Raw genomic sequence first — 23,583 nt, 5'->3', positions numbered from 1 at the left:
TTTTTTATAACCTATCCTGCGCTCGCTGATTGAAGCCGAATATTCGCAATAAATTGCTGGAAAGACTCAGGAGGCTTAGATTTTGCTGCTAATTGTTCAAAGGAAAGTGTTAATTTTGCCGCAAAGTCATTCTGAGGAAGATGGCAGAATATAGAGGAGTCATCGGATTTTCTATCTGCTAACAAAAGAGAAAGCCACTTTCGAAAGAAATATAAAGCAAATTTTCCACGGTAACGATTTCTCTGTTCTAATAATTTAAAAGAAATATCGTGTGTTGTTATTTCATCTTCAGTTGGTTCTCTTTCCAGACAAATCATTTCCTCAAGCCGTCCGCGCCCTTTTTTTACTAAATTTAGCTGTACATCGGCAAGATCATCTAATCGATTCGTAATTTCGGAGATTTGTTTTATTTTGCATTTTCGTGCTAAATAAATTCTAAAATTTATGTCCGATGTAGTATTTAGGAAAAAATCATAAGTGGACTCGAACAATAAAATTATCTTTTTCCTAGCCTCAATATTTCCATGGCAATGCAATTCTATTTTTAATATTTCCTCCAAAACCTCATTGTCAACTAGATAGTTTTCGATGGAGTACTTTTCCGTCATGAAAATAGAATTGTCAATGTCTCCACCTTTTAAATCGTCAAAATCTCTATCAGTGAAAAAAAATACATCCTCGTTCATTCCTGTGAGATCGCTTTTCAGTGATTTCCATAGTTGAAGTAGTTGATCCTTATTTCTGCAGATGAATGGCTCATATTCTATTTCTGGATGAATTTTTGACAGCCAATGTGAATAGATTACTTTGTCATCAACTCCTTCATAAGCGAAGATTTTTGTATTCGCACAAGATGATTTTACCGCGCCTAACTCAGCTTTTAGGACGGCGGAGACAGTCAAACCATTTTTCAATTTATCAAGATAAGGGTCAAGCGAGGTGGCAATGTCAGTGATCATCGATAATGTCCTCGGAACTGTCAATGTTATCGTCTATTTCTAATCCAGGGAGAAAATCGCCGACCTTCATGGGGGCAAAACTTAGGCGGAGAGACGCTGCGAAAGGCTCAAGTTCATTATCAAATATAAATGGCGAGTGAGTAATTGCTATAACCTGTTGACATGTTGATGACGACAATATGTCAGGTAAAATTTTTCGTTGCCAATCTATCGAAAGCGAAAGTTCTGGTTCGTCAATTAATACTAATTTTTTCTTAGGGTAAAGATAAAGTTGTGCGAAAAGCGATATCATTTGCTTTTCTCCAGACGAAAGCGCGTCTAATGGAATCTTTACTTTTGCTCGCCGGCTTGATACTGTTACGCGCAAGTTTCTCTTGTTGAAGGTGAGAATTTTGTCATCATCTGACATTGCATCCACCATTCCTCTGGTTTTAGTAGAGGAGTCATCGCCAGAAAGATATTTGTTGCAATTTGCGATAAATTGCTCGACGGTGCTCTCGATACCTTGGGTTTTTTGTATCACGGAGTTAAGTTGCCCAAGGAAATAATCTAGGAACTTTTTGGAGTCAGCAGGAACGGCGTCACTGTAAATTGTATCGATATCAGGAATTCGTACACTGCTATAGGGGCCATAGCGATATTCTCGGTCAATATCTTTAATGCGTTCAAAAAATATCTGAAGTGCCTCTTTGGTTGGCCTGGCATTCAATTCTGGTACGCTTTGAGCAAAGGCACCCGTGACCAGGTCATTAATGATATTTGCACTTACTTTTCCATATCCTTGGTTTGATTGAAATTGAATGTCTCGATACAGTGCCGCTAATCTATCTGAAATATCACTTAAGCCAAAATTAATGTCGCCGGTGTGAAGTCCTCGCCGCGAAACTCCTAAGCGAGCAAGGATAGATTTTTTTCTTCGCCCCGGTCGACTTTCAACATTGGGAATGGAAAGTTCAATTCGTCGATAAGTGGGGAGGTAAACGATCTCAAATTCGGAAAGTACTGTAGATAGTAGTTCTCGAATTCGATTCAGATGAGGGGTTCTATCCTTTATTGGGTCTGCAAGTCGCTTGCAACGAGTTTTTGCCTCCCCAATGTCATAATTTGTTTTTGTATATATTGTGGAAAAAACTGGATGATCTAATAAATCCGCATTTGTCATTCGATCAAAATCTACTTCCAAAAGTTCGAGTAATGTATGAGGTTCAAGCTCCCACGCTTTTGCTCTGGCAACAAAATTAACGTCAGAACAAATTTCCATTAATTCATCAATTTGAACTTTTGAAACCTGCATAACGTCAGGAAGTCCTTCAATTGAACAAGAAATACTTTTAAAGTCTATGTTTGCAAGCCGAGTAAACTGGCCCCGAAGAAATGCATCTAGCGCACCAAGTAATGTGGTCTTGCCAGAACCGTTTCTCGCTATTAGAACTGTTGCAGCATATTTCGAATCCAGGCTTATTGAACGATATCCAAAAAGCCCTTCAATGCTGAAATGCTTGACTAAAGACGGGCGAAGTGCGGCCGTTTTAATATCGCTAGCAAGACTGTCGTTTTCCATAATTTCCTAAGATTTTTGATTTGCTTGCAAGAAAGGACAAGTTCAGAGGTCTCTGTTTACTCGAGACATGTATCGATAGTAGTCCTATATTTTCCTAAGTACTTTTTTGGTACTATCGGCATCTTGCCATAAAGAAAAAAACAATTCAAATTTCATGTTATTTAGGGAGCTAATCTGTCTAAATTCAGCCTCGACTTAAGGGCCGCATAGTTAGTTCTACTTACTGGCGTCGCAAGTGTTCGTTTCCTGACGTAAACGACCGTTCATCTGGCGTTACCTGTCACCTTGAGTTTAGTCGTAAATTCATTGCATCTTGGTATCGGCGCCTTCCGTCCTTCCGAGGTTACTTACTGTTCTCGCGGATGATATCCCGCACTTCCTCAATATGCTTCCACGCATGCAGAGCCGCCCGTTTCGCGGCCTGCTTGCTCTTATAAACATGGTCCAGCGTCTTGAGCGTGCCAACGGCGCCAGCCTGTTCCTGCCCCGCCTTTTTCTTCTTCGCCGCCACGTCCTTCCACTTTGCCACCACGCCCGTGATGCCTTCGTCCGGGTCTTTCTCTTCCTCTCGCTCGACCTCCACCGCTTCGGTTTTCGTTTCAAACTCCACGCGCGTTGTAAAACCGTTGCCGCCCAGACTGTGCGTGACCTTGACCGATAGCCACTCGGTGGCGTCGATCTCGGGCTTGAAGCCTTGTACGGTCACGGGCGATTGCGGGAACACGGCCGGGTTGCCAAGCGCCAGGCTCATTTCGAAGGTGGCCAGGCCGCGCAGGATGCGCTGCCATTCGGCCACGGCCGCCGCGCGCGCGTCGGTCTCGCTGGCAAAGGTGGTGCGCAGGCGTTTGCTGTTGCCGGGCACGCCGGCCACGACGCTGCGGCGGCGCGCGTAGCGCTCGTCGTGCCAGAAGGCGCGCACGCCCGTGTAGGCATCGCTTTCGGCGCTGTGGTAGCGGTGGCCGTCGCCCAGGGCGCGCGTGATGGGGATGACGGGCAGTGCCTTGCCGCTGGCCGTGCGGCTCTGGTTGATGGGGATGAAAAGCAGGGTGTCGTTCTTGACGGTGGCCACCGCGTCGTATTTCCTGCCCAGCCGGCGCAGGAAGGCCGCATCGCTTTCGTGGGTCTGGTCGATGTGCTCGACGGCGGTATCGCGCAGGCGCGCCGATATGCCCGACGCCAGCTCGTTGCGAAAGGCAATCGCCTCGATGATGGCGCCCAAGGTAGTTTTGTGAAAGCTGTGTTCCTGCCGCTGCTTGAATGTGTCGATCAGGTTGGCCGACCTGGCGCGCAGGGTGATGGTGTCGGGCGCGCCGCTGTGCTCCACCTCGTCCACCATGAACTTGCCCATGTCCACCAGGCCGGAGGCTTGCCAGCCCAGCGCCAGGGCGATCTGCGCGCCGCGCGGCGGCAGGGCCAGCTTGCCGTCGCTGTCGTCCAGGGAAATGTCGAGCTGGTCGCTCTCATCGCCACGGCACAGGGTCAAGGTCAGATTGATCAGCCGCGGCGAGACGATGGCCGTCAAATCCTTGTCCTCGATGCTGACCTTGAAGGCGGGGATATGCTCGCTCATTTGAATTTGTCCGCCGCGCTGCCGATGGCGCCGCTGATGCTGCCGCCGATCTTGTCTTTCATCTCGCTGACCACGCCGCCGTATTTCGACGTGATGCCGCCGACCACATTGCCGACCACGCTGCCCACGGCATTCTTGGCGGCGCCGGCAATGCTGCTGGTCATGCCGTCGATGCTGAGCATGTTTTTCAGGTCGCCGATGTCGCCCAGGCCGACCATGGCCAGCACGCCGTCGTCGTCGCGCTTGAGCGCAATCGAGAACTCGACGCGCCGCGCGCCGCCGTTGCCGTCCAGGATGGTGCGGCCCTCGGTCATGCTCGTGATGCGGTAGGAACCGAGAATGCGGCCCGTGCCCTGGATCAAAATCCACGATTTACCGGTGTCCGCCATCATGCGCAGGGCATCGAGCGAATACAGGGAGCCAGTTAGTTCCGGCGCCACCCAGCCTGACAGGGTGATCGTGTCGTCGCCGGGCCCCACGTACTGGTGCGCGTCGCGCAGGCCCACGCGCGCCGTGCTGGCGTGCTTCCATTCCGTTTGCCGCTGCAGCTCTTGATAGGCCAAGGTCGGCAGGCTGAACACGAACATTCCTAAAATCATCATCATGATGCTGTTCTTTCTTAATCGTGGTCGCGCAGGGACGAGCGGATGCGCGCCGCCTTTTCGCGGTCGCGCTGATCGAGCGCCACGCTCACCGCGCGCGCAATAGCCTGGGGATCGGTGCCGGCTTGCACGTGGAAAGTGATTTCGATCTTGTCGCCTTGAATCGTCATGCCGGCGCCGAACCCGCCCACGGGCAGCGGGGCGCGCGTGTCGAAGGCGCTCGCGGGCAGGGCTGTAGCCGTGCCGATGGCGATGCCGGCGCCCAGCTGCGTCAGGCGCTGCGCTAGGCCGGAAACCTTGGCAATCGGCGCGCCCTCGCTGCGGTCCAGGCCCACGGCCAGGCCTTGCATGGTGTAGTCGCCGAGCTGGGCAAACACACGGCTCGGGCTGTGGATGCCCAGCTTTTCCTTGAACCAGGCGATGGTGCTGGAACCGGCATTGCTGATGGCGTCCTTGACAGCGCCCATGGACCCGGTGATGCCGTTGACCAGGCCGCGCAGGATGTTGGCGCCGAACTCGGTGAACTGGGCCGGCAGCTCGATGCCGAACCAGCCCAGTACGCCCGCGAATGCCTTGTAAAACACGCCCAGCGGCGACCAGTTGAGAATGAGGTTATGCACGCCAACCAAGCCACCAGCAAAGGCGACTTTGACCTGCGACCAGATATCCACGAAAAAGGCCTTGATCGGCTCCCAGTTTTTATAGATCAGGTAAGCGGCGCCGGCAATGAGCGTCACGGCAATGCCAATCGGGTTCAGGAAGAGGGCGCGGCCCAGCCACAGCACGGCGCGACCCGCCCACATGAAGGCGCCGCCCAGGTTGCGCAGGATGGGCGTGAGCACGCCGCCCGTCACGCCCATTTTGGCGAACATGACGTGCAGCATGGCATACGGGCCGATCAAGGCGGCAATGCCCAGCATCAGCGGGCCGAGCACCAGCAGCAGGCTGGCCAGCCCGGCAAAGCCAGCGATCATGACCTTGGCCACGGTCGGGTTGCGCTCCATGAAACCGTTCAGGCGTGTGATGGCGTTGATGGCCATTTCCAGCCCCTGCGCGTACAGCGGCAGGATTTTTTCGCCCATGGTCAGTTTCAGGTTTGCCAGCCTGGCCGTCGCTTCCAGTTCGGCGCCGCCGGCCTGCTGCTTGCCCAGGTCGTAAATCTGCTCGATGTCATACGCGCCTGCGTTCAGCTTGGCATTCTTGTGCATCTGGATGCGCTGCCGGAACATGTCCAGAAACTGATTACCGGCCGTGCGCGTCGAAAACAGGCTGCCGATGGTGTCCTCAATTTTCTTGGGATCTGTGATGCCTTTCTTTTCCAGTTGTGGCAACAGCACTTGCTCCAACCACTCAAATTGGCTGCGCCGGAAAATGTCACTGCCCAGCAGGGCGCCAGGGCCAAGCGTAGAGACTTGACCGACTTTATCGTGCTTCACTTTACTGTGGTCACCGATCAGTCCCAGGTTTTCCAGATTGGTCACGGCGCGCTTGGTGGTGCGCCCCTGATACAGGTTCGAATAGCCGGACATCAGGGCCGTGCCGGCACGGTGGCCGCCGACTTCCTGCACCAGCGGTTCCATCTGGTAATAGAACTGCTTGTCGTCCATGATCTTGGCGGCAATGCCGCCCGTCTTGATGAAGTTCAGCCATTCCGTCGGCCCCACGCGCCCGCCCGTGGCCGTGATGACCTTTTGCATCATGTTGGCCTGGTCGTGGAATTTCTCCGAACTGGCCGTGCCGCCGCGCTGCTCGATGACTTTCAGCAGGTCCATGAAGATGCGCTCGTTCTCTTCGCCAGATTCCTTGCCAAAGAAAGCCTTGTTGGCAAACTTCATCTTGGCCAGGGTGGGCGCGACCATTTCCGCGTGATGCAGGTCGCCAAAAATCGACATTGCGTCGCGCACCAGTTCCAGGTTTTCGTTTTGGCTTGTGCCGTAGGTTTTCATGTTCTGGGCAAACTGGATCGCCTGCTGGCTCGTTTTCGGCCCCAGGCCCAGCGCATTCACGCGGGCTTTCTCTAACTGGTAGTGCTTCGCCTCGTGCAGCCCCTTGGCGATGGGCATGGCCATGACCGCGCCGGCCGCTGTCGCGCCAGCGCCGGCCGTGGCAATGTTGCCCGCCTTGCTGCGTAGCTTGTCGGCGTGCTGGGTGGCGTTGGTGACGCGCTGCTGCTTGGCAGCGGAGGCGGCCAGGCGCTTTTGTTGCGAGGCCAGCTCAACGTTCGTCAACTGGATGCTGTTCTTGAGCCATTCCTGTGCCTTGCCCAGTTGGCGCGTGTCGATGCCGGCGTCTTTCAGGCTGGTGCGCAGGACGCGGAATTGCTGGCTTTGTTCGCGGCTTTTCAGCGTCAAGGCCTGCGTGACTTTGACTGCCGCGTTAAAGTCACGCGTCATTGCGCGCGTGGGCGTCTCGGTCTGCTTCATTTTCGCGGCCAGCGCGTTGAGCGCATCTTGCGCTTTTTTGAGGTCGGCTCGCGTTGTGCCGATACCGCTATGCAGTTCGCGGAACTTCCCCAGGTTTCTCTGCTGGTTATTCAGCTCGCGCAAGCGGTCGCTGGTCGCTTTCAGCGCCTTGGCCGTGTCGCTGGAACCGCCCATGATCTTTTTTAGCGGGCCGGTGATCTTGTCCAGCGCTGCAAACACTACCTGTAACCTCAAGTCCCGACCAGCCATCTATTCCGCTCCGCTTCGCTGCCGGGCGCGTTCGCGCCAGGCCATCAGTTCATCAATCGTAAAATCGTCCATCGCTGCCGGCGTCCAGTGAAAGATGCCGGCAATGTCGGCCATGGCGTCTTCTACTTCGCCGGGGATACCGAAAGGCGATCTACTTTGCTTGCCAAAAAACCGGCAACCTCGACGCCCACGGCCAGCAGGTCGGCCGGGTCCATGTTGGCGATGTCGTGTGCGGTCAGTGTCGGCTCGGTGATGCGTGGCAGCACGATCTGCAGAGCCGACACGTTCAGGTTGGCCAGCTCGATCAGGGAAATGCCGCGCAGGGCGCCGGCCTTGGGCTTGCGCACGGCCAGCGAAGTGATGAAGGTGTCGCCGCGCTTGATCGGCTCGTCCAGCTCGATGACGGCTTGGTTTTGGGTATCGTTGTGCATGCTGTGTTCCTTGTGGTGGTGTGATTAAAAAAGGGGATTACAGGCCGATGGCCTTGCGGATGGCGGCGTTGGTGTCGCCGCCGCCGATGTTCTCGATGCCGCTCATGAAGTCCAGTTCGATGACGGTGGCGCCGTCGATCATCAGCTTGTAATAGCTGCAAGCCATCGTGTATTTGTGGGTGGTGTCGTCGCCCATCTTGGCGCCGCCCATGTCGATTTCCTTGTAACGGCCGCGCACGACAACCTCGACGGCGGCGACGTTGCCGTCTTCGTCGTTCTGGTAGGCGCCGGCAAAGCGCAGCATCACGGCACCGTGAGCATGCGCGCCGTACTGTTTCAGGGCTTCGGCGATCAGCCCGCCAGCGCTCCACTCCAGCGACAGCGCCTCGTTGCCGAAGTCCACGGACACGGGGCCGCTCATGCCGCCGGCGCGGTACTCTTCCATTTTGCGGCTGAGTTTCGGCAAGGTGACTTCGGGCACCATGCCCATGAACAGCACGCCGTTTTGAAATACGTTGAATTGCTTGAGTTTGTGGGGCATGCCCATAGCGTTCTCCAGTGGTCAGTTGCGCCCGCACGTGGCGGGCACGGGGATGGTTAAGCCGCGATGCGCGAGGCGAAGTCGGCCAGGTAGCGGTCGGTAATGCGCTGCTGGAATTTCAGGTTTTCCAGCGGAGGCACAGGCGTGTAGTCGTAATCGATGGCCAGCTTGCCGTCTTTCAGCCCTGTCTTGTCGTTGTACTGCTCGTCATACCAGGCATGGCCGTCTATGATGTAGCCCTGCAGTTTCAAGTCGCGGAACTTGGCATTGATGCTTTCCAGCAGATCGCGCACCAGGGACGGATGCAAGGGCAGGTCGACAAAGGTGAAATGCGCCTCGGCGATGGTGTCGGCCAGCACCTGGGCCGTGCGCGTGTAGCTTTCAAAATAGAAGAAGCCGCCCGGCGCCTCGCAGGTGCGCGAACCCCAGAAGCGGTAACCGCCCATGTTGATCAGGGTGGTGACTTCCTTGGCGTTGAGCACGCCGGCGTCGGTGGCCGGGTCTTGCAGGTCGAAAAACACGTCCTTGGTGATGCCGGTGGGACCGTTGATGACCACGTTGGACAGGGTCTTGTGCCAGCCCGTTTCCTCGTCAATCTTGGCGCGCAGGCCCATGGCGTAGGCCACGGCGGAAATGCTGGCCTCGGCATCGATGGCGGTATCCCAGTTCACGAAGTCGGGCCAGATCATCATGACCTCGCGCTGGCCGAACTGGCCGCGGTAGGCGGTGGCCGCCGAGACGGTGGCGCAGCCATAGGCGGACGCATACAGAAAGGCGCGCAGCCGCTGCGCCACACTGGCCAGGGCATTGGTGACGGCCTGGGTATCCAGTCCCGGCGCGCCCAGGATGCGCGGTTTCACGCCGAGCTTGCTTTGCGCGGCCAGCAAGGCCTGGGCGCCCAGGTACCTGCCATCGGGCGACACGCCGCCCACGGCGTTGGTGGTGGTTTCCGCTTCCGTCTCACCCTGGGCCACGCGCACCACGACGGTCAAGGGTTTGGTCTGTGCGGCGATGGCCGCCAGGCTGCGGTACAGGGTGCCCGTCTTGCCTGCCTTGCCCATGGCGGCCAGTACGTTGGTAATGAGCACGGGCGTGTCGAGCGGGAACGCGGCCGGGTCGGCATCGTCGGCCGTGGCGATCAGGCCCAGCACGGCCGTGGACACGGTGCGGATGGGACGCGAACCCTCGTTGATTTCAATGACGCGCACGCCATGGTGGTAGTCGGTGGCCATAGTGAATTCCTTTCTTGATGGTTCAGTCTTGGACGATGTAGGTGATATCGAAATCGAGCATGGCGTCAGGGTCGAGCTTTTTGACCTCCTCATAGCCGCCCGTTTCCGGGTTGATCGTGCGCAGCACGGCCACATTCAAGCCGCCGGCAAGGGTCTGCAGCGACCACGCCTTGCCCACGACGCTGACGCCATGGGCATAGCCCACGGTGCCGCTGCTGCGCACGGTGGTATTCGATGGCAAGGGCAGGCTGATGGTCAGCGGCCCGGCCGGTTCGTTGTCGCTCGGGGTAATCGCGGACAGGTTGCCGATGACGCGGCACATGGGGCCCTGCCGGTAGTAGCGCACATTGGCCACGCCGACACTTGCCGCCGGTTTGCCCGAGCCGTACCAGATCAGCTGCGGCGTGTAGCGGTGCAGGCAGTTTCCTTGCGTGCGGCCGGCGATATCGAACGCGGGCGAGGCCAGGAAGTCCAGCACCAGGTCGAGCATCAGCACCTGCCCCTTGTCGTTCGGATGCAAGCCGTCCGCCAGCACGGTGCCGTCGCGCACCCAGTCGAAGGCATCCATGGCAATCAATGGCACGCCGTAGTGCTCGCAGACGCGCTTTTGCGCGGCGGCGATGGCTGGATAGTTGGCGCGTACGCTTCCCCAATCCGCCGACGGGGTGATGCCGCCGATGGCGATGACATACGCATCGCTGTTGAGGTAGCGCGCCAGCATTTTGCCCAGCTGGGCCTCGTATACGTCCGGCATGGTGCCGGCGTCGGGCTTGCTGTCGTTGGCGTTGTTGATGCAGATCGCCACGAAGATGATGGGCTTGCCGGTTTTGCCGTTCAGTGCACGCGAGTGTCGCACTACGGAATCGATCACCTTGTCTTGCGAAAAAAGCTGCGTCGATTGTGCCGACAGCGCGCAGCGTGAGGCGAAGACGGCCGGCTGATCCGTATTCACCAGGCGCCAGATGCCCGTCAGTTCCACCGGGCCGCCGGACGCCGTGAGCGTGTACAGGTCAGTGGCAGGGCCGATGCCCGACAGGTCGGACGGAAAGGTGCAGACATCGCTTTGCGCCGCGCCGGCAGTATCGATCGTGCGATACGGCACGCCGTTGCGCCGCATGGTCAGGACGCCATGGCCGGGCGCCTGCTCGTACAGCACGTCCACGTACTGATAGGCGCCATGGAACGCGACAGAGGCGCCGTCCTGCAGGATCAGCGAACGCTGTACCGGCCCGGCTGCGCCGATGGTGTAGTCGCCGGCATAGGTCAGGCCATAGCGCCACGGGTCGCTCAGGTTGGTGATTTCCGGGTCGCTACCGTTGCCCACGTACACGTTGAGCATTTTTTGCAGCATATCGAACCACGTATGCTCGACGCCGGAGGCGCCATAGCCTTCGCCGATGCTGTCGGCCACCAGCAGCATGGTGCCGGAAGTCCAGGACGAGCCGGCCAGCTTGGCTGTGACGGCCGAAATCAGGCTTTCACGGCGCGGCTGGGAGGGCAGGCGCACGCGGTGGCCATTGACCGACAATTCCCCCGGACCCCACAGGCCATTGATGCGGAAGGTGTCGTCGACGCGGAATTTCCCACCTGGCACATAGGCCACGGGCGACATTTCGCACGCCAGCTCGACGGCCGGACCAGAAGAGTGCAAGCCGGTTGGGTCGGCGCCCCGGAAGTCGGTGATGCTGACCAGTTCGCGTAACTTGTCTTCGCTTTTGCGTGCGCGTGCGCCGTTGCCTGCCTGCTGGTAGCCCGTCATGGCGGCGCCCGATGGTTCGGCCAGGTCCGAGAATTTTTGCAGTACCGTGTCTTCGGCATACTGGCGCGTGGCCATGACGATGCCGGGATCAATCGACAGTTGCACCGTTTCGGCACTCGACACGATCAGCACCATGCGGATGACCTGGGTGCGCGCCGAACCCTCGGGCATCTGCGGCTTGTAGCTGGGCGGGCAGTTGGCCACGGCCACCAGGTCGCCATCGGCATCGAGCAAGCCGACTTCACGAATCCACCAGCCGCCGTTCTTTTCCGGGATGACGCATTCGGCGATCACCTGGCTGGTGTTGATCGGGTCGAGGCTCAACTGGTTGAGCGGGGCGCGGTAGACCTCGCGTACCAGCTGCGTTTGCGCCAGTTCGGGGCTGGGTGTGGCGCCTGCGCCGTCACCGACGACCATGTGCGTGAGCTTGAGCGGCACACCGCCTGCCTTGGCGTCGGCGTCCTTGGCCTCGCCGATGGCGGTAAGTATGGCGAAATATTCCGGTGATTCCTGTGACATGCGGACCTCAAAAAAGAATGAAAGGGTGGTGCGGGTGGTATTGCGGGTCAGGCCGGCGCCGCTTTGGCCTGTCCGGGATAGATGGTCAGCGCATCGCACTGGTGAATGCCGGCCGATACCTGCGCCGCGCCGCGCACGCGAATCTCAATCGGCTGGTGCGCCTGTATGGTCATGGTGTCGATGGTGTGCGCCATGCCGCTGGTGCCACACAGCCCGGCAGCGCGCACCTCGATGGGCGTGCGCGCGTAGATCGTCAGCTCGTCGCCCTGGTGCACGACGGCGCCCACTTGCGCGGCGCCGCGCACGCCCAGGTTGATGGCCAGGCCGGTCATGTGCCGCGTGACTGGCTTGGCCTCGTCCACCAGGCGTTCAATTTCCTGGTGCATACCACTGGTCACGCCACTATCGAGCACATCAAAGTCGAGCTGAAAGGTGCCGCGCGGACCAGGCGGGGTGGTTTGCCACCATTCGCGTACGCGGATGCCGGCGCTGAGGGGGGCCAGCGCGTGGCGCAGGGCGCTGATGGTGCCCTTTTGCTTGTGCACGGCAAACGCAGACTGGATCACGGCGCGCTTGGTGCTGACGGACCAGGTGGGTTCCCAGTGGTCGACCGAAAACGAAGCGGCCAGGAAGGGCAGGGCCGATACCGGGCAGGCGGCAGGGTTGGCCAGATCGCGCAACGGCACGGGCACGTGCTCGATCAGGGCGCCGGCGCGGGCGAGGTTGCGCTCCAGGCGGGTGGCGTTGGGCGGCAACAGGTCGGGCGTGGAACGGTCAGCCACGGGCGCCCCCGTTGATGACGTCGATGCCGTTGCAGAATGCCGCTTGGACATCGGCCACGGCGATATCGTCGGCCGGCTCGTGCAGTACCACTTTCTTGACGCCTTCGGCATGCAGGGCGGCGATGATGGCGGAACGGTTCACGTCGCGGCCCAGGCGGCGGCGCTCGTTGGCATAGGTGGCGGCGCGCTCGCCGGCCGACTGCAGGATCGGTTCAGCTTCTGGGTGCGGATCGAGGTAGACGGTGGCGCGGATCGTGTAATGCACGATCTCGGCAGTCTGCACGCGCAGGCGGTCGCCCAGGGGGCGCACATCTTCGTCGCTCAAGGCAGCATGCACCACGGCCAGCAGGTCGTCGCTGGCGGTGCCGTCACCGATGGCGGACAGTACCGTGACCACCACTTCGCACGGTTCAGGCGAAATGGCGCTGATATCGGCCACGCGCGCGTCGGCGTCACGGGCATGCTTGACGTAGGCATTGCGCGGGCCGGCCACCGACAAGCCCTCAAATGCCAGCTGGATGCGCTCGCGTAGCAGGGCGTCCGTTTCCACGGTGGTGACGGTGGTTTCCGCGTCGAGCTGCTGCACCTTGACCAGGCGGGTCAAATTGACGTTGGCGGCGAGCTGGTCCAGATCGGTGCCGCTGGCAAAGGCCAGCATCAGGGCGCGCGCGCCATCGTTGACGCGCTGGCGCCAGACCAGTTCGCGGTAGGCGTTTTCCTGCAGAATCTTTGCCATCGGCTCCGACTCGATCTCCAGCGCGCGGGCAATGGCGTCCTGCTGGTTGGCCGGGAAGTGCGCGACGAGCGCGGCCTTGCGCTCGGCATAGATGGCTTCAAAGCTCAGCACCTCCACGATGCTGGGTGCCGGCAACAGGGACAGGTCGATGGTGCTCATGGCGTGCGCTCCTGGCCAATGCCGACTGCGAGCTGGACAGATTGGCCATCGGCCACGCCATCGAGGATCAGGGAGGCCGCGCCTGCCTCGCCTGGCTCAAACTGCAGGCCGGTCAGGTTGATGCGTGGTTCCCACAGGCGGATAGCGTAGGCGGTGGCGGCATAGATGCGCAGCACCGTGGCGCTATTCAGGGGCTGGTCGATCAGCTCGGGCACTTCCGAGCCATAGCGGCGGCGCATCAGGCGCGAGCCGATGGGCGTGGTCAGGATATCGCTGATGGACTGGCGGATATGGGCAATCCCGGACAGGGGGCGGCCAGTGGCGGCGTGCATGCCCAGCATCACAGCGGCCCGCCCGACTTGTCGCCGCCGGCCCTGACGCCGCCGTGTGGGTGTTTGGCCAGGCTGATGGCGCCGGCCAGCACGTCCTCGCTGGCTTTGACAGTGCCTTGCACGGCCATGGCCACGCTGCCAGCGGCGCCGGCCTTGGCGTTCACGCCGCCATTCAGGGCGGTGGCGCCGTTCACGGTGGCCGATTGCTCGACCAGCAGATTGCCCATGACGGTCAGGTCGCCCGTGCAAATGGTGCTGGGTGCGTTCGACGTTACCTTGTCGGCGGTGATGGTGGCGATGCCGCCGGGCAGTAGGGCCGTCAGGGCGTGGGCCGCATGGTCGTATTGCACCACGGCGCCGTCGGGGTAGTGCGTGGTATGGATGGTGGGGCTGGATTCGGGCGCGTCAAACTCCTGCGAGTACAGCGCCGGCACGATGATGCCGCGCGTCAGGTCGCCGCCAGGGGAAAAGACGATCACCTGTTCGCCCACGGTAGGCGCCGACCAGGTGCGGGTGTTGCCGGCGCGCGGCGTGGCCCATTTCAGCCATTCGGTGGTGAGTGTCGGCCCGAGCCGCACGCGCGCCCTGGCCCCTTTGACCTCGGCGATGGTGCCCAGGCGGATCAGGTTTTGCAGCAAGCGGGAGAGGTCGGACAGGTCGGCGTTCATGCATTGCATGTTGCCGAAGTCCGCGTGCGGATGCACGCGGGGGCGGGTTGATATGTCACTTGTTGACTTCATCGAAGCGCTACTACGCAATGAAAAAGCCCCGTGTGCTTTAGCTCTCGCCCCAAAAAATTGATCGATTATGGAGGGGCGTGTAGCGAACATCCACTAAAGGATTGTCGTGATGGACTCATCCTATTGACAATGTTACTTAATTCAGACTGATCCAGCTCTGTCAGAGGCAATCTATTGTCGTGTGAGGATTAGTGAAATTTTGATTGATCATGCTAAGATGATTGCAATTTCGCAATAAATTTTACCAAATTTCATCAAATATGACGCTCGAATTTAATCCCCTTACATCACTTCTCTCAGTATTCGGTGCCCTTGGCGTAGCAGCATTAATTGGCTGGATCAAGATGGCACGCTTGGTAGTATTGGTCCCTAAGACTTTTTCTTATTCCGAGTTAACGGAGAGCGGCAATGGTCAACTTGTTGAAATTGCTGTTTTCAATCGTGGTTGGAAGACTGAAGACACTATTGATGTAACTATGAATCCAGCCCTGACATATCAAATGTTGGGGGCAAATAGCCAAGACGTAAAAGTAGAACAAAATCGACTTAAGATTTCTAGGATTGCACCTTCCGATGAAATAACCGCGTTAATAATTGTAGAGAAGGGAATCTTTCGTCGTGAGGACATAGTCCAGATCGTTTCTAAAGATTCCAAGGGTGTCACGGTGTCGAAAGCCGAAGAAATTGGTCCAACTGGTCAACAGCGTGTCCAATTTGTGGTTGCGCTTGTTGTGATGCTCTTATTGGGCGGAGGGAGCTATCTTGCCGTCCAAAGTTCAATAGCACAACCACCACAACAGGTGGGGCTTAAAGCCTCCGATGCAAAGGAAGAATTTCCCGCGAAGGTTGGAGGTTGGACTATAGAATCTCACTATCGGACCAAAGATAATGCTCTTTATCAAGCCGTGCTTAGTGGAAAGATCAAGCTTGTTGTAGGATCTCCACAAACAAAGGGAGACAACACGACCATTCCGGTTCGTGTGTCCAATAGTGGACCAACACCATTTGTAATCACACTTTCGATGAACACCAATGCGTCTGTCGGTCGTATTCCATCCCATGAGTTGCGCACCTTTGATCATATGGTACCTGTTGACCAAACCATTGAACGTTCGATTCGAGTCATTGTTCCAATCCGTAGCTCAGAAGCAGCAGATCGTTCTGTATACATTGAGGCGTTTCTAAAGACCCTTGAAGGGGAAAGTTTGATGTTGAAACAGGTCTATATTAAAGCTAGTTAAAGATCACCTTAGGTTACAGGTTTTGGTCGATAGGTAGCACTCATGCGGCCATGCTAAAGTTGATAATTAGTTGCCGGAAAATTGCATGTATGGTAACTAGAATTTATGTGTGGCGTAGTAATGATTCTCGTAGCACCACATGATCGGATTTACTCAACCCTAGCAATGGTCGCTCCTGATACCTGTACAGTGGCCCTTTTTTCGACACGCGTTCTTCCCTGCCAAACTGCTGCACATGCGCCACGCGCGCCACCCAGCCAAAGAACCCGACCTCGATCTGCTCGCCGGTCGCCTTTACTTTCAGGTGTTTGGCGGTGCGAATCTTGGCAAACATGGCCGCATTCTGCCGCTTGATTCGCCCATTCTTCCCCTTGAATTCCTTGCGCCGCTTGCGTGCCGGGTATGCGGTGCCGTCCGGTCCCTGTTGCGCCTTGATGCGCTGTGCCTGGCTGCGGCGCAGGTCGATGGCCACCTTGTGATTGATGGCACGGCGCTGGGCCGGCTGCAGCTTGGCCAGCAGGACACCGGCCCAGGCTTCCAGCGCGTGCAGGTCGTCGCTCATGGCGTGGCCTCGGGCGTGCGCCATTCGGCCAGCAGGGTGTTGCCGTCATACAGCTTCCAGAACTCATCCGCATAGGCAGGCATGTGCTGTATCTCGGCCAGGTGCTTGATGTCCAGGCGGCCCGCCTCGCCGGCCTTGACGGCCACGCGCTCGGTCAGGTCCAGCTTGATCGTGATATCGGCCGCTTCATGGCTATTGCAATCGTCCTCAAAGACGATGCGATACTTGCTCGCGGCTTAATTCCGAGAATTATTTTCGCATATGGCGATAAGGAATAGTGGATAGGTTTTTTTTAAAAAGCAATTTTCCAGTTCCACTAAACAACTGTTCAATCCCTATTGTTGCAAGTCGTTGATTTTCACATGGTCCTATAGTTACGATGCTTGGCATATATGTATTTTCATGTTTGGAGAAAATATTATTTATCTCAGGTTTTGGCGCGTCGTTCGATATCGGGAAGTCGACGTAAGGAGTGATGCCGAGGCGACCGCTTCTAAATTTTATTGGCTCATCGCGCGTAATTACAATTCGCCACTCCTGTTCATCCATAAATGCGATATTTTTAAGGCGAGGCATAAATCTTTGTAGTATGTATTTAATTACATATGAGCTAATGCATCCCTTCCACATGTCGTCTTCCATATTTTTTATTTTGTGCGCGACAAGTTTAATTATTCGTCTAACAAATTTTCGCTGTTCATCTTCCTCATAGATGCATTTCACCAATTTTGCACCACGAAATTTTGCCAATCTTCGTAACATATCGATGTTCCATCCTAATGCATAGCCGGAATCTCCGCTATAAGCACGCCATTGATTTAGGGAGTCATTTTGGCCGGAGAAAGAAATAACGTATGCAGTTACTGAGGAGTCGCGTCCGCCAACCAAAGAGTCAATAGCGCTCAATAAATATTCCAAGAAATTTTCATTAAATCCGTGGTCAATTTCTCCTGATTTTATTTTTGCAGCAATTTCTTTGACAAGCTTGCAGCCATGAATAAATTCCTCTGAATCATTTAAAAATCTGATGTCGGTTGCCCAGAGACATTCATTTTTAATAATCCCTATTGCCCCGTCAGGTGATGTGTAGTGAAACAATAAATCTTTATTCATGTGTTGTATGTTATTTAGTATTAGGGATGAACTTAAAAAGTTTTTACTGGTTTTGTACATTTATTGATTAAGGGGGAGTATTTTTTTTGTGAGAATATTCTTTTAATTAAATGCTGGTATTGCTTATTTAAATTGTTGCGACCGGAATAATTTAACTCTAACTCATTTGATAACTATTGTCAGTTGAATTTTGCACTGATGTAGTTTATTTTTTATCCATGTGTCGCAGAAAGGACTCTCGGATCAACGTCCGATCCGGTTCGCTCAAGCCCAGCAGCCGCCGCTCCGGGTACTTGTACAGTGGCCCTTTTTTCGACAAGCGGTCTTGCTGGCCAAACTGATGCACATGCGCCACGCTCGCCACCCAGCCAAAGAAGCCGACTTCGATCTGGTCGCCGGTCGCCTTTACCTTCAGGTGTTTGGCGGTACGAATCTTGGCGAACATGGCCGCCTTCTGTCGTTTGATGCGCCCATTCTTCCCCTTGAATTCCTTGCGCCGCTTGCGCGCCGGGTAGGCTGCGCCATCCGGTCCCTGCTGCGCCTTGATGCGCTGCGCCTGGGCGCGGCGTAAATCGATGGCCACCTTATGATTGATGGCGCGGCGCTGGGCCGGCTGCAGTTTGGCCAGCAGCGCGCCGGCCCAGGCTTCCAGCGCGTGCAGGTCGTCGCTCATGGCGTGGCCTCGGGCGTGCGCCATTCGGCCAGCAGGGTCTCGCCGTCATACAGTTTCCAGAACTCGTCCGCGTAGGCGGGCGTGTGCTGTATCTCGGCCAGGTGCTTGATGTCCAGGCGCCCGGCTTCGCCGGTCTTGACGGCCACGCGCTCGGTCAAGTCCAGCTTGATGGAAATGTCGACCGTTTCATGGTTATTAAAATCCACCTCGAAGGCGATGCCGTGTTTGCGCGTTTCCTCGTTGGCCATCAGGTCGAGCTGGTGGACTTTGAGCCAGGCTATCAGGGCCACCATGATGGCGTCGGCATCGCCTGCGTAATCGGTCACGATCAGGTTGAGCTTGAAGCGGTATTCGAAGGAGAGGGAGGCGGTGGCCGACGCCACCACGTTGCCCTCGTCGGCGAAGACCAGCAGGCGGTCGGGGTCGCGCTGCAGGTCGGGGATGGCGGCGGCCAGGTGCTGGCGCAGGCTATTCGGTTTGTACATGGTAGGTTTCGCGGATCAGGTTGTAGGCGTCGATGCAGGCGCTTAGCTGGCGGGTGGCGTCGTCGCCGTCGCCGGCAATGGCGTCAAGAGCTGCCGCAGTCGCTGCGTCAAGTTCGGCGCGCGTTTGGTGCTGATGGCCTGCGGCAGCGGTGGAATCAGCGGGGCCGGCGCACTGGTTGCTGGCAACGGGGATTGACAGGCGGACAGCGCCGCTGCGCACGTCAGCATGGAAATGGTCACGTTCAGTTTTCGCATGGGTTTGTTCCTGGGTGAGGTGGTCGGCGCGCTGCGCCAGGGCGGCGCCGGCGGCGCGCTCCAGCGTGAGCACGCGGGCGGTGGCCTGGGCCAGTTCGGTGGCGGCATTGGTTTTGCTGGTGGCGGCCGCCCGTTGCAGTTCGGCGATGCTGGCGTCCTTGCGCCAGCCCTGCGTCGTCCAGCCCGCGATGGCGCCGCACAGCAGGCAGGCGGCCAGCGGGCGCCAGGTGGTTGTGCTCACATGGCCACCCTTTCCTTGATCCAGCCGAACAGGAAACGGCGCTGGCTCTTGTTGGCTTCGGTGATTTCCAGGTAGCGCGCCGCCTGCAGGCCGTTCAGGGCGCGCAGTAGCACGGCGGCGCCGTCCTGGCCGCGCCATTTCAGGAAGGATGCCAGCGCGCCCAGCGACTGCGCGCCCAGGCGGCCGTCGACGAACAGGGCCGGGTAGCGCGCGCCCGTGTCGTTGAACCCGTTCAGCCAGCGCTGCAGGAATTCGGCCGCGCGGTGCGGCCCCATGTTCACGCCCGTGTCGATCACTTCGGCGCCGATGCCGGCATGCAGGGCCAGCACTTGGTCGAATTTCGGTTCCGTGATGTAGCGACCCGTGTAGATGGCGCGCGCCACCGTCACGGGCAGTTCGCGCATCGGCCCGGTGTAGCCGTTGGCGCGTGCCACGGCCACGGTGATGCCGAAATTCGTTTCGCCGCCTTTGTCTTGCGGGTCGTTCACGTAGCCGCCTTCGGCGCGCAGGATGGCGTCGATGACGCGCGCAATCAGGGGATTTTCCATGGTGGCCATCAATGCTCCTTCGCGTCTTTGACCAGCTCGGCGATGTCCTTGTCGCTGCGGCGCTGGAACCACAGGGCCACGGCGCGCGATATCCACCAGCCGGGCGCGCCCACGATCAGGTCGATGGCGGAGGCGTTGACCATGGCGCCGATGGCGGGGAGCTGGGCGCACAGCAGCTGGTACACGGTGCCGCCCAGCAGGCACGAGAACACGCCGGCGCAGGCTAGGCGGGCGACGAATTCGCCCTTGTTGAAGGTGCCGTCGGCATTCAGCGGCGGCAGCACGATGTACAGCATGGCCGCGCCGACCATGCCCAGCGCCGCCTTGAAGCCGTACAGTTTGACCAGGGTGGCGAAACCACCAAACGATTCTGCGGACATTGCTTGATTCTCCGGTGAGAGGGTAGATAGATTTTTCATGATGGTAAAAAGGTGGAATGCTGCGTTAATCCCATAGCTGCACAAGATCGGCTGCCGCCACCTGGCCCGTGCTGGGCGTTGGCTCGGGCAGGGTGACGACCAGCCCGGCCGGCAGCACGGCGCCGTGGCGCGCCAGCGCGGGATTCATTTCCAGGGTTTGCTCGACGTATCCCGCGCCGTCGCCCAGGTAGCGCCATACCAGGGCGTCTACCGTGTCGTGCTGCTGCGTGCGCACCTGCATCAGATCAATTCCACGGTGAGGTGCGTGCGGCCGACCATATCGGCGATGGCCCATTGCGCATTGCGCCGCTGCGCGCCGGGCGCCTCGTCCAGCCATTCCATGCTTTTCTTGTCGCTCACGGACGTGGCCGTGCTGTCGTAGTCGCGGTAACGCTCGATCAGATCGGCTTTCGCCGTGCTGTAGACGGCGCGCCGGTACTGCGCCAGCAAGCGGGACTCGCGGTTGATGCGCGTGGCCGGCACGTCCATCAGGGTGGCGATACCTGCAGCTGCCTGCTTGCCCTGCCAGTCGGCCAGCTCGCGGTTGACCTGCAGGATGGCATCGACCACGGCTTGCACCAGGCGCGCGTCGGTGACGGTGCCGTCCAGGCGCATGGCATCGCGCATATCGGTCAGCGCAATATCGGGAAACCAGCCGTCGTTCTCGATGATGCCGGGGACAGGCGCTGGCGCCGCCGGCGTGCTGCCGGGCGGGATGGATGGGGGCAGGGCCATGAAGGACATACGGGACGCTTTCAAAATGGGGCGGTGGACGGGGTTCATCAGGCTAATGAATTAGCCAGAATCCCCCCGTGCCGCCGTGCTGCGGGGGATGCTCTTTACTTGGCGTCGGCCGCGCGCTTGAGGCGCCGTTCCAGCCGTTCCATATCTTTCTTGACGCCGCACGACTCGGACAGGACGCGCGCACGTTTCAGCTGGGCCATGGCCGTTTCCGCCTGCGCCACCAGCGCCGGGGCGATGTCCGTATCGTCGGCCTGGTCCAGCATGGCGATCATGGCGAGGCCGATGGCCTTGTGCAGCTTGGCGCGCGCCTGGTCGGGCGCGTCGCTGGCGGCCGTCAGCCGTTCGACCGTGCCCAGCACCTGCGCGGCGTGCTGCGGATCGGCGGCCAGCTTGCCGTGCAAGTAGCCTTCGGCGAATTCGTCCAGCATCAGGGTGGCGATGTCGCGGCTGTAGGTGTCGGGCAGGGTGAATTTGTGCGCCAGCGCGTATTCGGCCATGACCAGGGCGCGTTCGTACTCGCCCGTGTCGATGTGCCACACCAGCAAGGTGGCGAAGACGTCGTCCTGCGCACCTTTGCCGCCGGCCAGCACGCCGTCGATCCACTGTGCGTAGTCCGGCAGCATGGTGGCCTTGACCTCGATCTTGCGTTCGACCGACTGGATGGATTTCAGGCGGCGCCGGTCGTCGGACAGCTTGTAGAGCATCATTTCGTAGGCCGTGCCGGTGGTGACGCCTTGCGGCGGCGCGGCGCCGGCCGTGCGCTCGGCCAGCATGCGCGCGCGGTGGCGCAGGGCGGGGGACTGGTTGGCCATCATTTGTCTTTCAGCTCGATGTTTTCCACCAGCGCGGCCAGGCCCAGGTCTTCGATCACGTAGGCGTCGTTGGACGACTCGTAATTCTCGATGCGGTCGCGCTTGGGCACGTCCTCGACGCGGCGGCGGCGCGCGCCTTCCTGGAAGTAGATCGACAGATTGTCGAAACGCGTGATGAGAATGGCGTTGTCAGGGAAGAACGGTACGCGCGCGGCCGGCAAGCCGCCAATGCGTTTCTGGCTGATGATGATGTCGGCCGCCAGGGTTTCCGTGGGCGCCTGCTTGGTGTTGACAAGTGGGAAATACTTGTCGTTCAAGAGCTTGCGCCCGACGATGGCTACCAGGTTGGTGTCTTCCTGATACCACGGGTCCAGCAGGTTGACGGCATCGGTGACGGCCGCGTCGAGGTTGGCATAGTCCGCATCGGCCACGTCGCCGATGACGACCTTGCCCGGCATGCCGGCGGCCAACAGGCCCAGCACGCGCTCGGGCGCCAGCTCGCGCAGGTGCTGCAGCCAGCCTTTGTTCACGTCCTGCAGCAGTGGATTGGCGTCCAGGTCGGTGTCGGCCATGGCTTTCACGCCATTGAAGCCGATGACGATGCGGTCGAGCGCCTGGCGCGTCAGGATGGCATTGGCCACGCGCGACTGGAAGTCAGGGAACTTGGCCCAGGCGTCCAGCTTGGCATAGTTCAGATGCGTGTCGAAGTTGGTCTGTTCGCAGCGGTACTTGGTGCCGTCCAGGGTGGACAGGTCGCGCGTCTTGCGTTCCTTGTCCTTGGTGTTGGTGCGGCCGGCAATCGGGCCGGATACGCCCAGGCCCAGCTTTTCGCCTTCCTGTTCGGTCACGCCGATGATGTTCACTTTCGACAGGAACTCGCTCGATTCCTGCATCTTCGTTTCCAGCTTTTGCTGCACGCTGGGCGTGACGCTGAAGGTCTTGGCCACGTTGTCCGTGTCGTTCAGCTGTCCCAGGCGGGTTTCATATTGGCCAAAGACCTGGCGCGTTTGCTTTTTCATGAATCAGTGCTCCGTTGTTGAATGGGGTGTTGGTGGATGGCGCGGGCGCTTAAAACTCGGTCTGCACGGCGCCGTCGTTGCCGGTGGCGGCCGGGCGGCGCGGGCCGTTGCCGGGCGCCTCGTCCATCTGCGTCTTGAAGGTGGCCAGCTCGTCCTGCGTCGCTTTCTGCGCCTTTTCCGCGGCATTGAGGCGCTTGAGGGCATCGGCATAGTTGTCGTTGGCGGTGACGACGTGGCCGGCCAGTTCCTGCACGGCTTCGCTGATGTCGGCGAACTGCGCGGCGTCGGCGCCGGATTTGTTCGAAAAGCGCGACAGCAGGTTTTTCACGGCATCGGCCAGCTTGGTGCCCTGCGGCTCGTCAAATTCCAGCGTGACCTCGACGGCGGAGGTAAATAGGTTGGTGCTTTGCAGCTTGCGGCTGGCGGAGAATTGCAGCGCCTCGGTGCCCAGGCTGGCCGGGCTGTCGGTGACGCCCAGGCCGACCAGGTAGGGCTGCGACGAGTCGGCAAAGTCGGGCTGGATTTCCAGGCTGGTGTAGAGCTTTTGTTTCGCCTTGTTGATGGCCACCAGCTCCGGCGTGGGTTCGATCTGCGCGAACAGGGCCAGTTTTTTGCCGCTGTCGGTGTCCACTTCCTCGGCTTTCACGGCGATCACGTCGCCGTAGGCCTTGAACTGGCTGTCGGGTAGGATGCCGCGAATGTGCTCGAGCCAGATGCGCGCGCCGTAGGTCTTCGGGTTGTAGGTGGCGGCGATCTGCTCGATGGTGGCGCGGTCGATGTTGCGGCCGTCCGTGGTGGCGCCTTCGGTGGCGACGCGGAAGAATTTCGATTTGGACATGATGGGCGTTCTCGGTTGATCGGATAACGCCATGGTCA

The 23,583-nt window shown here is 58.6% G+C and carries 28 protein-coding genes; 1 reads left to right on the top strand and 27 read right to left on the bottom strand.

Going from position 1 to position 23,583, the window contains the following annotated elements; all coding sequences use genetic code 11:
* Positions 1 to 11: 11 nt before the first annotated feature.
* The 14 genes from GCN74_RS21755 to GCN74_RS21690 form a co-directional block, all read right to left on the bottom strand.
* Positions 12 to 959, bottom strand: coding sequence for a DUF4435 domain-containing protein (locus tag GCN74_RS21755; protein WP_152258599.1), 948 nt, complete (start codon positions 957 to 959; stop codon positions 12 to 14).
* Entirely contained in the window at positions 949 to 2,520 is a 1,572-nt protein-coding gene (locus GCN74_RS21750; protein WP_152258598.1) for an AAA family ATPase, read from the bottom strand. The genes GCN74_RS21755 and GCN74_RS21750 overlap by 11 nt, the downstream gene beginning before the upstream one ends.
* Positions 2,521 to 2,863: 343 nt before the next feature.
* Complete coding sequence (locus tag GCN74_RS21745; RefSeq protein WP_152258597.1) at positions 2,864 to 4,090, bottom strand: phage late control D family protein; 1,227 nt, start codon at positions 4,088 to 4,090, stop codon at positions 2,864 to 2,866.
* Positions 4,087 to 4,695, bottom strand: coding sequence for a phage tail protein (locus GCN74_RS21740; RefSeq protein ID WP_152258596.1), 609 nt, complete (start codon positions 4,693 to 4,695; stop codon positions 4,087 to 4,089). The genes GCN74_RS21745 and GCN74_RS21740 overlap by 4 nt, the downstream gene beginning before the upstream one ends.
* A 14-nt stretch (positions 4,696 to 4,709) precedes the next feature.
* A complete protein-coding gene (locus GCN74_RS21735; RefSeq protein WP_226939160.1) occupies positions 4,710 to 7,334 on the bottom strand; it encodes a phage tail tape measure protein in 2,625 nt (874 codons plus the stop codon).
* Between the two features lie 30 nt (positions 7,335 to 7,364).
* Positions 7,365 to 7,478 (bottom strand): GpE family phage tail protein, encoded by a 114-nt coding sequence (locus GCN74_RS21730; RefSeq protein WP_152258594.1) that lies wholly within the window; start codon positions 7,476 to 7,478, stop codon positions 7,365 to 7,367.
* Between the two features lie 8 nt (positions 7,479 to 7,486).
* On the bottom strand, positions 7,487 to 7,795 hold the full coding sequence (locus GCN74_RS21725; protein ID WP_152258593.1) for a phage tail assembly protein: 309 nt from the start codon (positions 7,793 to 7,795) through the stop codon (positions 7,487 to 7,489).
* Between the two features lie 37 nt (positions 7,796 to 7,832).
* A complete protein-coding gene (locus GCN74_RS21720; protein ID WP_152258592.1) occupies positions 7,833 to 8,342 on the bottom strand; it encodes a phage major tail tube protein in 510 nt (169 codons plus the stop codon).
* Positions 8,343 to 8,392: 50 nt separating this feature from the next.
* Positions 8,393 to 9,568 (bottom strand): phage tail sheath protein, encoded by a 1,176-nt coding sequence (locus GCN74_RS21715; protein ID WP_152258591.1) that lies wholly within the window; start codon positions 9,566 to 9,568, stop codon positions 8,393 to 8,395.
* Between the two features lie 22 nt (positions 9,569 to 9,590).
* Complete coding sequence (locus tag GCN74_RS21710; protein WP_152258590.1) at positions 9,591 to 11,846, bottom strand: phage tail protein; 2,256 nt, start codon at positions 11,844 to 11,846, stop codon at positions 9,591 to 9,593.
* A 47-nt stretch (positions 11,847 to 11,893) separates the two neighbouring features.
* Positions 11,894 to 12,628 carry a phage tail protein I gene (locus GCN74_RS21705; protein ID WP_226939159.1) on the bottom strand — a complete coding sequence of 245 codons (735 nt, stop codon included), beginning with the start codon at positions 12,626 to 12,628 and terminating at the stop codon, positions 11,894 to 11,896.
* On the bottom strand, positions 12,621 to 13,523 hold the full coding sequence (locus GCN74_RS21700) for a baseplate J/gp47 family protein (protein WP_152258588.1): 903 nt from the start codon (positions 13,521 to 13,523) through the stop codon (positions 12,621 to 12,623). The genes GCN74_RS21705 and GCN74_RS21700 overlap by 8 nt, the downstream gene beginning before the upstream one ends.
* Positions 13,520 to 13,855 carry a GPW/gp25 family protein gene (locus GCN74_RS21695; protein ID WP_319633479.1) on the bottom strand — a complete coding sequence of 112 codons (336 nt, stop codon included), beginning with the start codon at positions 13,853 to 13,855 and terminating at the stop codon, positions 13,520 to 13,522. The genes GCN74_RS21700 and GCN74_RS21695 overlap by 4 nt, the downstream gene beginning before the upstream one ends.
* An 8-nt stretch (positions 13,856 to 13,863) precedes the next feature.
* Positions 13,864 to 14,532, bottom strand: coding sequence for a phage baseplate assembly protein V (locus GCN74_RS21690; RefSeq protein WP_226939158.1), 669 nt, complete (start codon positions 14,530 to 14,532; stop codon positions 13,864 to 13,866).
* Between the two features lie 323 nt (positions 14,533 to 14,855).
* Here GCN74_RS21690 and GCN74_RS21685 point away from each other — a divergent pair, with 323 nt between their 5' ends.
* Entirely contained in the window at positions 14,856 to 15,836 is a 981-nt protein-coding gene (locus GCN74_RS21685; protein WP_152258586.1) for a hypothetical protein, read from the top strand.
* 103 nt (positions 15,837 to 15,939) lie between these two features.
* On the opposite strand, the gene GCN74_RS21680 is transcribed toward GCN74_RS21685, so the two are convergent.
* The 13 genes from GCN74_RS21680 to GCN74_RS21620 all read right to left on the bottom strand — a co-directional run bounded on the left by GCN74_RS21680 (position 15,940) and on the right by GCN74_RS21620 (position 23,545).
* Complete coding sequence (locus tag GCN74_RS21680; protein WP_152258585.1) at positions 15,940 to 16,398, bottom strand: phage virion morphogenesis protein; 459 nt, start codon at positions 16,396 to 16,398, stop codon at positions 15,940 to 15,942.
* A complete protein-coding gene (locus tag GCN74_RS21675) occupies positions 16,395 to 16,616 on the bottom strand; it encodes a phage tail protein (RefSeq protein WP_152258584.1) in 222 nt (73 codons plus the stop codon). Before GCN74_RS21675 ends, GCN74_RS21680 begins: the two co-directional genes overlap by 4 nt.
* A gap of 31 nt (positions 16,617 to 16,647) precedes the next feature.
* On the bottom strand, positions 16,648 to 17,511 hold the full coding sequence (locus GCN74_RS21670; protein ID WP_193317198.1) for a DUF2971 domain-containing protein: 864 nt from the start codon (positions 17,509 to 17,511) through the stop codon (positions 16,648 to 16,650).
* Positions 17,512 to 17,716: 205 nt separating this feature from the next.
* The gene (locus GCN74_RS21665; protein ID WP_152258582.1) at positions 17,717 to 18,184 is read right to left on the bottom strand and encodes a phage virion morphogenesis protein; all 468 of its coding nucleotides are present in this window, start codon (positions 18,182 to 18,184) and stop codon (positions 17,717 to 17,719) included.
* On the bottom strand, positions 18,181 to 18,669 hold the full coding sequence (locus GCN74_RS21660; protein WP_070223004.1) for a phage tail protein: 489 nt from the start codon (positions 18,667 to 18,669) through the stop codon (positions 18,181 to 18,183). Before GCN74_RS21660 ends, GCN74_RS21665 begins: the two co-directional genes overlap by 4 nt.
* Positions 18,653 to 19,165, bottom strand: a complete 513-nt coding sequence (locus GCN74_RS21655) for a lysis system i-spanin subunit Rz (protein WP_193317197.1) — start codon at positions 19,163 to 19,165, stop codon at positions 18,653 to 18,655. The genes GCN74_RS21660 and GCN74_RS21655 overlap by 17 nt, the downstream gene beginning before the upstream one ends.
* Positions 19,162 to 19,722, bottom strand: a complete 561-nt coding sequence (locus tag GCN74_RS21650; RefSeq protein ID WP_152258580.1) for a glycoside hydrolase family 108 protein — start codon at positions 19,720 to 19,722, stop codon at positions 19,162 to 19,164. The genes GCN74_RS21655 and GCN74_RS21650 overlap by 4 nt, the downstream gene beginning before the upstream one ends.
* Positions 19,722 to 20,093, bottom strand: coding sequence for a hypothetical protein (locus GCN74_RS21645; protein WP_152258579.1), 372 nt, complete (start codon positions 20,091 to 20,093; stop codon positions 19,722 to 19,724). The genes GCN74_RS21650 and GCN74_RS21645 overlap by 1 nt, the downstream gene beginning before the upstream one ends.
* 64 nt (positions 20,094 to 20,157) lie before the next feature.
* Complete coding sequence (locus GCN74_RS21640; RefSeq protein ID WP_152258578.1) at positions 20,158 to 20,373, bottom strand: tail protein X; 216 nt, start codon at positions 20,371 to 20,373, stop codon at positions 20,158 to 20,160.
* Positions 20,373 to 20,876, bottom strand: coding sequence for a head completion/stabilization protein (locus tag GCN74_RS21635; protein ID WP_152258577.1), 504 nt, complete (start codon positions 20,874 to 20,876; stop codon positions 20,373 to 20,375). The genes GCN74_RS21640 and GCN74_RS21635 overlap by 1 nt, the downstream gene beginning before the upstream one ends.
* A 95-nt stretch (positions 20,877 to 20,971) precedes the next feature.
* Positions 20,972 to 21,691, bottom strand: a complete 720-nt coding sequence (gpM, locus tag GCN74_RS21630; protein WP_226939157.1) for a phage terminase small subunit — start codon at positions 21,689 to 21,691, stop codon at positions 20,972 to 20,974.
* Entirely contained in the window at positions 21,688 to 22,707 is a 1,020-nt protein-coding gene (locus tag GCN74_RS21625; RefSeq protein WP_152258576.1) for a phage major capsid protein, P2 family, read from the bottom strand. The genes gpM and GCN74_RS21625 overlap by 4 nt, the downstream gene beginning before the upstream one ends.
* 49 nt (positions 22,708 to 22,756) lie before the next feature.
* A complete protein-coding gene (locus tag GCN74_RS21620; RefSeq protein WP_152258575.1) occupies positions 22,757 to 23,545 on the bottom strand; it encodes a GPO family capsid scaffolding protein in 789 nt (262 codons plus the stop codon).
* Between the last annotated feature and the right edge of the window lie 38 nt (positions 23,546 to 23,583).

Origin of the sequence: Janthinobacterium sp. FT14W (assembly GCF_009208755.1) — a bacterium.
Lineage (GTDB): Bacteria > Pseudomonadota > Gammaproteobacteria > Burkholderiales > Burkholderiaceae_D > Janthinobacterium > Janthinobacterium violaceinigrum.
The sequence above is the reverse complement of the archived record's forward strand: the minus strand, read 5'-3'. Positions and strand labels throughout refer to the sequence as shown.

Excerpts from the sequence above, each read along its gene's own strand:
- GCN74_RS21750 (WP_152258598.1), bottom strand. The coding sequence starts at position 2,520 with ATGGAAAACGACAGTCTTGCTAGCGATATTAAAACGGCCGCACTTCGC.
- GCN74_RS21690 (WP_226939158.1), bottom strand. The coding sequence starts at position 14,532 with ATGCAATGCATGAACGCCGACCTGTCCGACCTCTCCCGCTTGCTGCAA.
- GCN74_RS21640 (WP_152258578.1), bottom strand. The coding sequence starts at position 20,373 with ATGCAGGTGCGCACGCAGCAGCACGACACGGTAGACGCCCTGGTATGG.
- gpM (WP_226939157.1), bottom strand. The coding sequence starts at position 21,691 with ATGATGGCCAACCAGTCCCCCGCCCTGCGCCACCGCGCGCGCATGCTG.
- GCN74_RS21650 (WP_152258580.1), bottom strand. The coding sequence starts at position 19,722 with ATGGCCACCATGGAAAATCCCCTGATTGCGCGCGTCATCGACGCCATC.
- GCN74_RS21625 (WP_152258576.1), bottom strand. The coding sequence starts at position 22,707 with ATGAAAAAGCAAACGCGCCAGGTCTTTGGCCAATATGAAACCCGCCTG.
- GCN74_RS21740 (WP_152258596.1), bottom strand. The coding sequence starts at position 4,695 with ATGATGATGATTTTAGGAATGTTCGTGTTCAGCCTGCCGACCTTGGCC.
- GCN74_RS21720 (WP_152258592.1), bottom strand. The coding sequence starts at position 8,342 with ATGGGCATGCCCCACAAACTCAAGCAATTCAACGTATTTCAAAACGGC.
- GCN74_RS21725 (WP_152258593.1), bottom strand. The coding sequence starts at position 7,795 with ATGCACAACGATACCCAAAACCAAGCCGTCATCGAGCTGGACGAGCCG.
- GCN74_RS21710 (WP_152258590.1), bottom strand. The coding sequence starts at position 11,846 with ATGTCACAGGAATCACCGGAATATTTCGCCATACTTACCGCCATCGGC.
- GCN74_RS21665 (WP_152258582.1), bottom strand. The coding sequence starts at position 18,184 with ATGAGCGACGACCTGCACGCGCTGGAAGCCTGGGCCGGCGCGCTGCTG.
- GCN74_RS21680 (WP_152258585.1), bottom strand. The coding sequence starts at position 16,398 with ATGAGCGACGACCTGCACGCGCTGGAAGCCTGGGCCGGTGTCCTGCTG.
- GCN74_RS21745 (WP_152258597.1), bottom strand. The coding sequence starts at position 4,090 with ATGAGCGAGCATATCCCCGCCTTCAAGGTCAGCATCGAGGACAAGGAT.
- GCN74_RS21695 (WP_319633479.1), bottom strand. The coding sequence starts at position 13,855 with ATGCACGCCGCCACTGGCCGCCCCCTGTCCGGGATTGCCCATATCCGC.
- GCN74_RS21755 (WP_152258599.1), bottom strand. The coding sequence starts at position 959 with ATGATCACTGACATTGCCACCTCGCTTGACCCTTATCTTGATAAATTG.
- GCN74_RS21670 (WP_193317198.1), bottom strand. The coding sequence starts at position 17,511 with ATGAATAAAGATTTATTGTTTCACTACACATCACCTGACGGGGCAATA.
- GCN74_RS21715 (WP_152258591.1), bottom strand. The coding sequence starts at position 9,568 with ATGGCCACCGACTACCACCATGGCGTGCGCGTCATTGAAATCAACGAG.
- GCN74_RS21645 (WP_152258579.1), bottom strand. The coding sequence starts at position 20,093 with ATGTCCGCAGAATCGTTTGGTGGTTTCGCCACCCTGGTCAAACTGTAC.
- GCN74_RS21685 (WP_152258586.1), top strand. The coding sequence starts at position 14,856 with ATGACGCTCGAATTTAATCCCCTTACATCACTTCTCTCAGTATTCGGT.
- GCN74_RS21660 (WP_070223004.1), bottom strand. The coding sequence starts at position 18,669 with ATGTACAAACCGAATAGCCTGCGCCAGCACCTGGCCGCCGCCATCCCC.
- GCN74_RS21620 (WP_152258575.1), bottom strand. The coding sequence starts at position 23,545 with ATGTCCAAATCGAAATTCTTCCGCGTCGCCACCGAAGGCGCCACCACG.
- GCN74_RS21635 (WP_152258577.1), bottom strand. The coding sequence starts at position 20,876 with ATGTCCTTCATGGCCCTGCCCCCATCCATCCCGCCCGGCAGCACGCCG.
- GCN74_RS21730 (WP_152258594.1), bottom strand. The coding sequence starts at position 7,478 with ATGGCCGACATTGCCGGCATCTTTCACTGGACGCCGGCAGCGATGGAC.
- GCN74_RS21700 (WP_152258588.1), bottom strand. The coding sequence starts at position 13,523 with ATGAGCACCATCGACCTGTCCCTGTTGCCGGCACCCAGCATCGTGGAG.